The sequence below is a fragment of the Candidatus Woesearchaeota archaeon genome, assembly GCA_030651135.1.
In the GTDB taxonomy this organism is placed as follows: Archaea; Nanobdellota; Nanobdellia; order Woesearchaeales; family JACPBO01; genus JACPBO01.
This window is the reverse complement of the sequence record JAUSCS010000007.1, coordinates 1-5,085: the sequence shown is the minus strand read 5'-3', so window position 1 is coordinate 5,085 and position 5,085 is coordinate 1. Positions and strand designations below refer to the sequence as shown.

General features: G+C 33.8%; 6 protein-coding genes and 1 tRNA gene. 6 read left to right on the top strand and 1 reads right to left on the bottom strand.

The features are described from left to right. Positions 1–190: 190 nt before the first annotated feature. The 6 genes from Q7J54_04485 (at position 191) to Q7J54_04460 (ending at position 4,710) form a co-directional block, all read left to right on the top strand. Positions 191–263 (top strand) — tRNA-Lys (locus Q7J54_04485). A 50-nt stretch (positions 264–313) separates the two neighbouring features. Continuing rightward, the gene (rpsO, locus tag Q7J54_04480; protein MDO8740797.1) at positions 314–583 is read left to right on the top strand and encodes a 30S ribosomal protein S15; all 270 of its coding nucleotides are present in this window, start codon (positions 314–316) and stop codon (positions 581–583) included. A gap of 1 nt (position 584) precedes the next feature. Then, a complete protein-coding gene (locus Q7J54_04475) occupies positions 585–971 on the top strand; it encodes an NYN domain-containing protein (protein MDO8740796.1) in 387 nt (128 codons plus the stop codon). Positions 972–1,182: 211 nt separating this feature from the next. Next, on the top strand, positions 1,183–3,312 hold the full coding sequence (locus Q7J54_04470) for a polyribonucleotide nucleotidyltransferase (GenBank protein MDO8740795.1): 2,130 nt from the start codon (positions 1,183–1,185) through the stop codon (positions 3,310–3,312). A gap of 17 nt (positions 3,313–3,329) precedes the next feature. Next, the gene (locus Q7J54_04465; protein ID MDO8740794.1) at positions 3,330–4,349 is read left to right on the top strand and encodes a hypothetical protein; all 1,020 of its coding nucleotides are present in this window, start codon (positions 3,330–3,332) and stop codon (positions 4,347–4,349) included. Positions 4,350–4,353: 4 nt separating this feature from the next. Then, entirely contained in the window at positions 4,354–4,710 is a 357-nt protein-coding gene (locus Q7J54_04460; protein MDO8740793.1) for a TraR/DksA C4-type zinc finger protein, read from the top strand. Between the two features lie 55 nt (positions 4,711–4,765). Here the strand turns inward: Q7J54_04460 and Q7J54_04455 are convergent. Then, a partial coding sequence (locus Q7J54_04455) for a M23 family metallopeptidase (GenBank protein MDO8740792.1) occupies positions 4,766–5,085 on the bottom strand: 320 nt, incomplete at its 5' end.

Here is a 5,085-nt window from a genome sequence, read left to right as displayed (position 1 = left end):
GGGATAATGATTCTTATTTCAGCTGGGAATCCCAATTTGGCAAGCAAGGGCAAAAATATTTTATACATAGCAACAATTGGCTTAGTATTGGTTTTTGGCGCATGGTTAATTATCAATTTTATTTTAACAACATTAGGATACCAAGGGGCCTGGAATACTATTTAGTAAAATTATAGATATAAAATACAATGCGCCCATAGCTCAACTGGTAGAGCAGATCCCTCTTAAGGATAAGGTTGCAGGTTCGATTCCTGCTGGGCGCACTTTACAAAGAAATAAAATTATAGTATAAGTAAATTTAAATAACATAATTATGGCTTTAAACACCAAGGAAAAAACAAAAATAATCAAAGAGCATAATGTTCATGAAAAAGACACTGGGTCTTGTGAAGTTCAGATTGCTTTGCTTACTAAAGAAATAGATAAGCTTCTTTTGCATTTAAAAAAGAACCCAAAGGACTTGCACTCAAAAAGAGGATTATTAAGAATGGTTATTAAAAGAAAAAAATTGTTAAATTATCTTAAAAAAGAGTCTGAAAAAAGATACAACGCTATAACTAAAAAAATCGGGCTCAAAAAATAGAATGGCAACCAAACCAAAAGAACAAAGAGTAGAAGTGTTAATGGACATTCAGAATCTATACCATTCTGCCAAAAATCTCTATCATGCCAAAGTTAATTATCAAGAAGTTTTAAAACAGGCTATAGCGGGCCGAAAATTTATAAGGGCGTTTGGATATGTTGTTAAAACAAAAACTGGCGAAGAAAAGCCATTTTTTGATGCTTTAACAAAATTAGGTATTGAAATAAGAGTTAGAGATTTGCAGGAATTTTACGGTGGAGCTAAAAAAGCCGACTGGGATGTGGGTATTGTGATTGACGCCATAAGAACTTCTCCGGGACTTGATGTAATTGTTTTGGTATCGGGCGATGGCGACTTTATTGCTTTAGTTGAATACTTAAAAAACTAAGGCAAAAGAGTGGAGGTTATGGCTTTTGGCAGAACAACATCTTTAAAATTAAAAGAAACAGCCGACGAATTTGTTGACTTAGATTTATTGCCACAAAAATTCCTTTTAAAAAAATAATAAACTGCGAGTTAAACTGAGGATGTCATTTGAATGCTTCTAATTTATTTAGAATTATTCAAATGAAAATTCTCTTTTTCTCGTAAAAATAAAAATGATAAAAGATACTTTTGAGTTAGAAATAGGAGATAAAACTCTTAAAATTAAGCTTACTGACTGGGCAGAACAGGCCTCGGGCTCGTGCATTGTAAGCTATGGCCAAACAGAAGTATTGGCCACCGCGGTAATGTCGCAAAAAAACTTTGATGACACTGATTTTTTTCCTTTGACAGTTGAATACGATGAAAAATTTTATGCTGCCGGAAAAATTTTAGGTTCAAGATTTTTAAAGAGAGAATCAAGGCCGTCAGATGAAGCCATTTTAACTTCCAGAATGATTGATAGATCAATAAGGCCTCTCTTCCCAAAAGATTTTAAAAAGGAAGTGCAAGTCATAGTAAGTTGTATATCTTTTGACGGAGAAAATGACCCAGATATTTTAAGTATGATTGCTGGTTCTTTTGCGTTAGCTGTTTCTAATATCCCATGGAATGGGCCGTTAGGAGCAATAAGAATTGGAAAGGCTGATGGTAAATTTATACTAAATCCTACATATAAGCAAAGACAGGAAAATGCTCTTGACCTAACGCTGTCTGCCATAAATAGCAATAATGAAATTTTAATAAATATGATAGAAATGGGAGGCAGGGAAGTTTCAGAAAGCGATGTATTAGAAGCCACAGAATTTGCCGAAGATACTTTAAAAAAAGTAATTGATTTTCAAAAAAAGATAGTTGATAAGGTTGGCGTAAAAAAGGCTACTTTTAATCCTGCCGTGGAATCAGACATAGAAAAAGACATCAAAGAATTTCTAGGAGATAAATTAGAAAATGCGATTACTAATGCAAAACCCGGAGAAAAGAATTTTGGCGAAGCAGATGCGATAGAAGAAGAATTAGTAAAATTTATTAAAGAAAAATACCCATCAGAAGAAAAAGAAAAACAAGTCTTGCCATTTTTTGAAAAAGAAATGGAAAGAATAATTATAAAAAATATTATAGAGAAAAACCAAAGGCCAGACGGACGAGGCACAGACGAAATAAGAAATCTTTTGTGCGAGGTAGGTGTTTTGTCTCGAACTCATGGCAGTGGCGTGTTCCATAGAGGACTTACAAAAGTATTATCAATTTTGACTTTAGGAGGACCCGACGACCAACAACTTTTAGATGGTATGGAAATTTCTGGCAAGAAAAGATTTATGCATCATTACAATTTTCCTCCATTCTCTACCGGAGAAACTTCTCCAATGCGAGGCCCAAAAAGAAGAGAAATCGGACACGGACATTTGGCAGAAAAAGCATTGTTGCCATTAATCCCGGACCCGGAAATTTTTCCTTATACTATAAGAATTGTGTCTGAGGCTTTATCAAGTAATGGGTCTACCTCAATGGCATCTGTATGCGCAGCAACCTTGGCGTTAATGGATGCTGGGGTCCCTATCAAAGAACCCGTTGCAGGTATTTCTATTGGATTAGCAAAAGATGAAGAAACTGGGAAATATAAAGTTTTAACAGATATTCAAGGACCAGAAGACCATTTTGGAGATATGGATTTTAAAGTGGCTGGCACAAAAAACGGGATTACAGCAATTCAAATGGATATAAAAATTGATGGCATAGATAAAAAAATATTTAAAGAAGCCCTTTTGAAGGCCAAGGATGCAAGATTAAAAATTCTTGATATAATAAAGGAAGCTATCTCTGAACCGAGAAAAAATCTTTCTCCTTTTGCTCCAAAAATTAGTATTATACAAATTAACCCTGCAAAAATTGGCGAAGTTGTTGGTCCAAGAGGAAGCGTTATTAACAAAATAATTGAAGAGTTTGGCGTAAATATAAATATAGAAGATTCTGGATTAGTTTTTGTCACAGGCCAAGACCAAAGCGCTGTTGAAAGCACCGTAAATAGAATTCAATCAATTGTAAAAGAAGTAGAAATTGGAGAAATTTTTGAGGGAACCGTAAGGAAAATTATGGATTTTGGAGCTTTTGTTGATATTTTACCGGGCCAGTCTGGACTAGTTCATATTTCTAAGTTCGCTCCATATAAAATTGAAAAAGTAGAAGACGTGGTCAAAGTTGGAGATATAATACCGGTAAAAGTAACTGGAATTGATGAGTTGGGCAGAATTAATTTATCAGCAGTAGACGCAGGATTTCAAGCTAAAAGATTTCCCAAAAAATAAATTTAATATCTTAGTTCATGGATATAACTAAAGACGAAGAGCTACAAGCAAAAGAATTTTTGAAAAGGGCTGAAATAATAACGATGAGAAAAGACCTTCAAAAATTGAGGGAGATTGATGCTTTAGAAGAGAGGGATAAAATTGTTAAAATCAAAACTGTTGAAGAAGAAAAAGCGATCCGCCAGCTGGCGGAAGAAAAGAAAAAAGAAACCGAAAAAAGAACATTAGAAAACCAACAAAGAGAAAAAGTTCTTTCAAAAAATATCAGCGAAGAAAGGTCAGCAGAAAAACAAATAAAAAGCTATGCCGAAGAACCTGAAAAACAACAAATTTTTCTTTTTGAATCGCAAAGACTCGGCTTAGAAAAACAAATTGATATTTTAGAACAGGAGAAAGAATCTTCTTTAGCATTAGAAAAGAATCAAATTTTAATTAATAAAAGAAACCAAGAGGCAAAACTGAACAATATAATAGCTGAAGAGCAAAAAATAGAAAAAGAAGAAAAGTTTATAGCAGAAAATGAAAAAACAAGCAATGTCCCTTCAGAAAAAAAGAGCTTAGAAGAAAGAAGAGGCGAGTTAGAAACAAAAAGACAGGAAATAGAAAAAAAGAGGTGGGCTGTTGAAAAAGAAATAAAAATAATTGAAGACAAAGTTGAAAAAATAGACTTAGATTATCAGAAGATAACCGTGGAAAAGAATAATCTTAAAGAAAAAATAAAAGCTACTGATGCATCTTTGAGAGAAATATATTCAAAAATAATCAAAAGAGTTGAAGATAAAAAAAGAGGAATGTTGGAGCAACAGCAAGCGGAATCTGCAAAAATAGAAGAGGCGTCTAGTGAAAAAAAAGAAAAAGTTCAAAGAGAGCAATGGACTAATCCGATGCAAACCCCTAAAGAAAAGGAATTCTTAAAAGACGCTTCAAGCAAAGTAAAAGAACGGATAGCCAAATCAGTGGCAGGAGAAGAAGAACAGAGAAAAAAGTTTTTAGCTGACATAGAGAAACAAACAGCAGAAGAACAAAATAAAAAATAATCTAATGAACAAAAAATTAATTGAAGACCTTAAAAATAAATTAGAGAATCAAAAAACCGCTCTCACAAAAGAGTTAAGCAGTTTTGCCACAGAAGATAAAAATCTTAAAAATAATTGGGACACAAAATATCCCAATAGAGAAAACGGCAACATGGAAGAAGAAGCAGACGAAGTACAAGAATATGACAATCTCCTTTCTCTTGAACATAATTTAGAACTTAGGTTAAAAGATGTTGATTCCGCTTTAGAAAAAATTGAAAATGGCAAATATGGAATCTGCGAAAAATGCGGCAATGAAATAGACGAGAATCGTCTGCAAGCTTGTCCAGAAGCAAGAGCTTGTATAAAGTGTAAAAAATAAATTTACTTAACAAAAAAGCCGAGTGAATCTCGGCTTTTTTTATTGAACTTTATATTTATTTTGAGTATCTTATCGATGCACCAATACCATATTTTGCTAAAGGATTTTTGGCTCCCACAACTCCAAAATGCAAATGACAACCAGTAGACCTGCCTGCACCCGCCATCCCTGGAGCTCCACCTATTAAAGCAATTCTCTCGCCAACATCAACCATATCTCCCGGTTTTACAAAAATTGTCATAAGATGTCCATAATAAGTGACCACTCCGTTTGAATGTAAAATTGTAATATAATTTCCTCCGCCAAAATTATAACCATATTTAACCTTCTGAACTTGTCCTGGAGCCGCAGCATGGATTGAGGTTCCGCATTTAT

Excerpts from the sequence above, each read along its gene's own strand:
- rpsO (MDO8740797.1), top strand. The coding sequence starts at position 314 with ATGGCTTTAAACACCAAGGAAAAAACAAAAATAATCAAAGAGCATAAT.
- Q7J54_04475 (MDO8740796.1), top strand. The coding sequence starts at position 585 with ATGGCAACCAAACCAAAAGAACAAAGAGTAGAAGTGTTAATGGACATT.
- Q7J54_04470 (MDO8740795.1), top strand. The coding sequence starts at position 1,183 with ATGATAAAAGATACTTTTGAGTTAGAAATAGGAGATAAAACTCTTAAA.
- Q7J54_04465 (MDO8740794.1), top strand. The coding sequence starts at position 3,330 with ATGGATATAACTAAAGACGAAGAGCTACAAGCAAAAGAATTTTTGAAA.
- Q7J54_04460 (MDO8740793.1), top strand. The coding sequence starts at position 4,354 with ATGAACAAAAAATTAATTGAAGACCTTAAAAATAAATTAGAGAATCAA.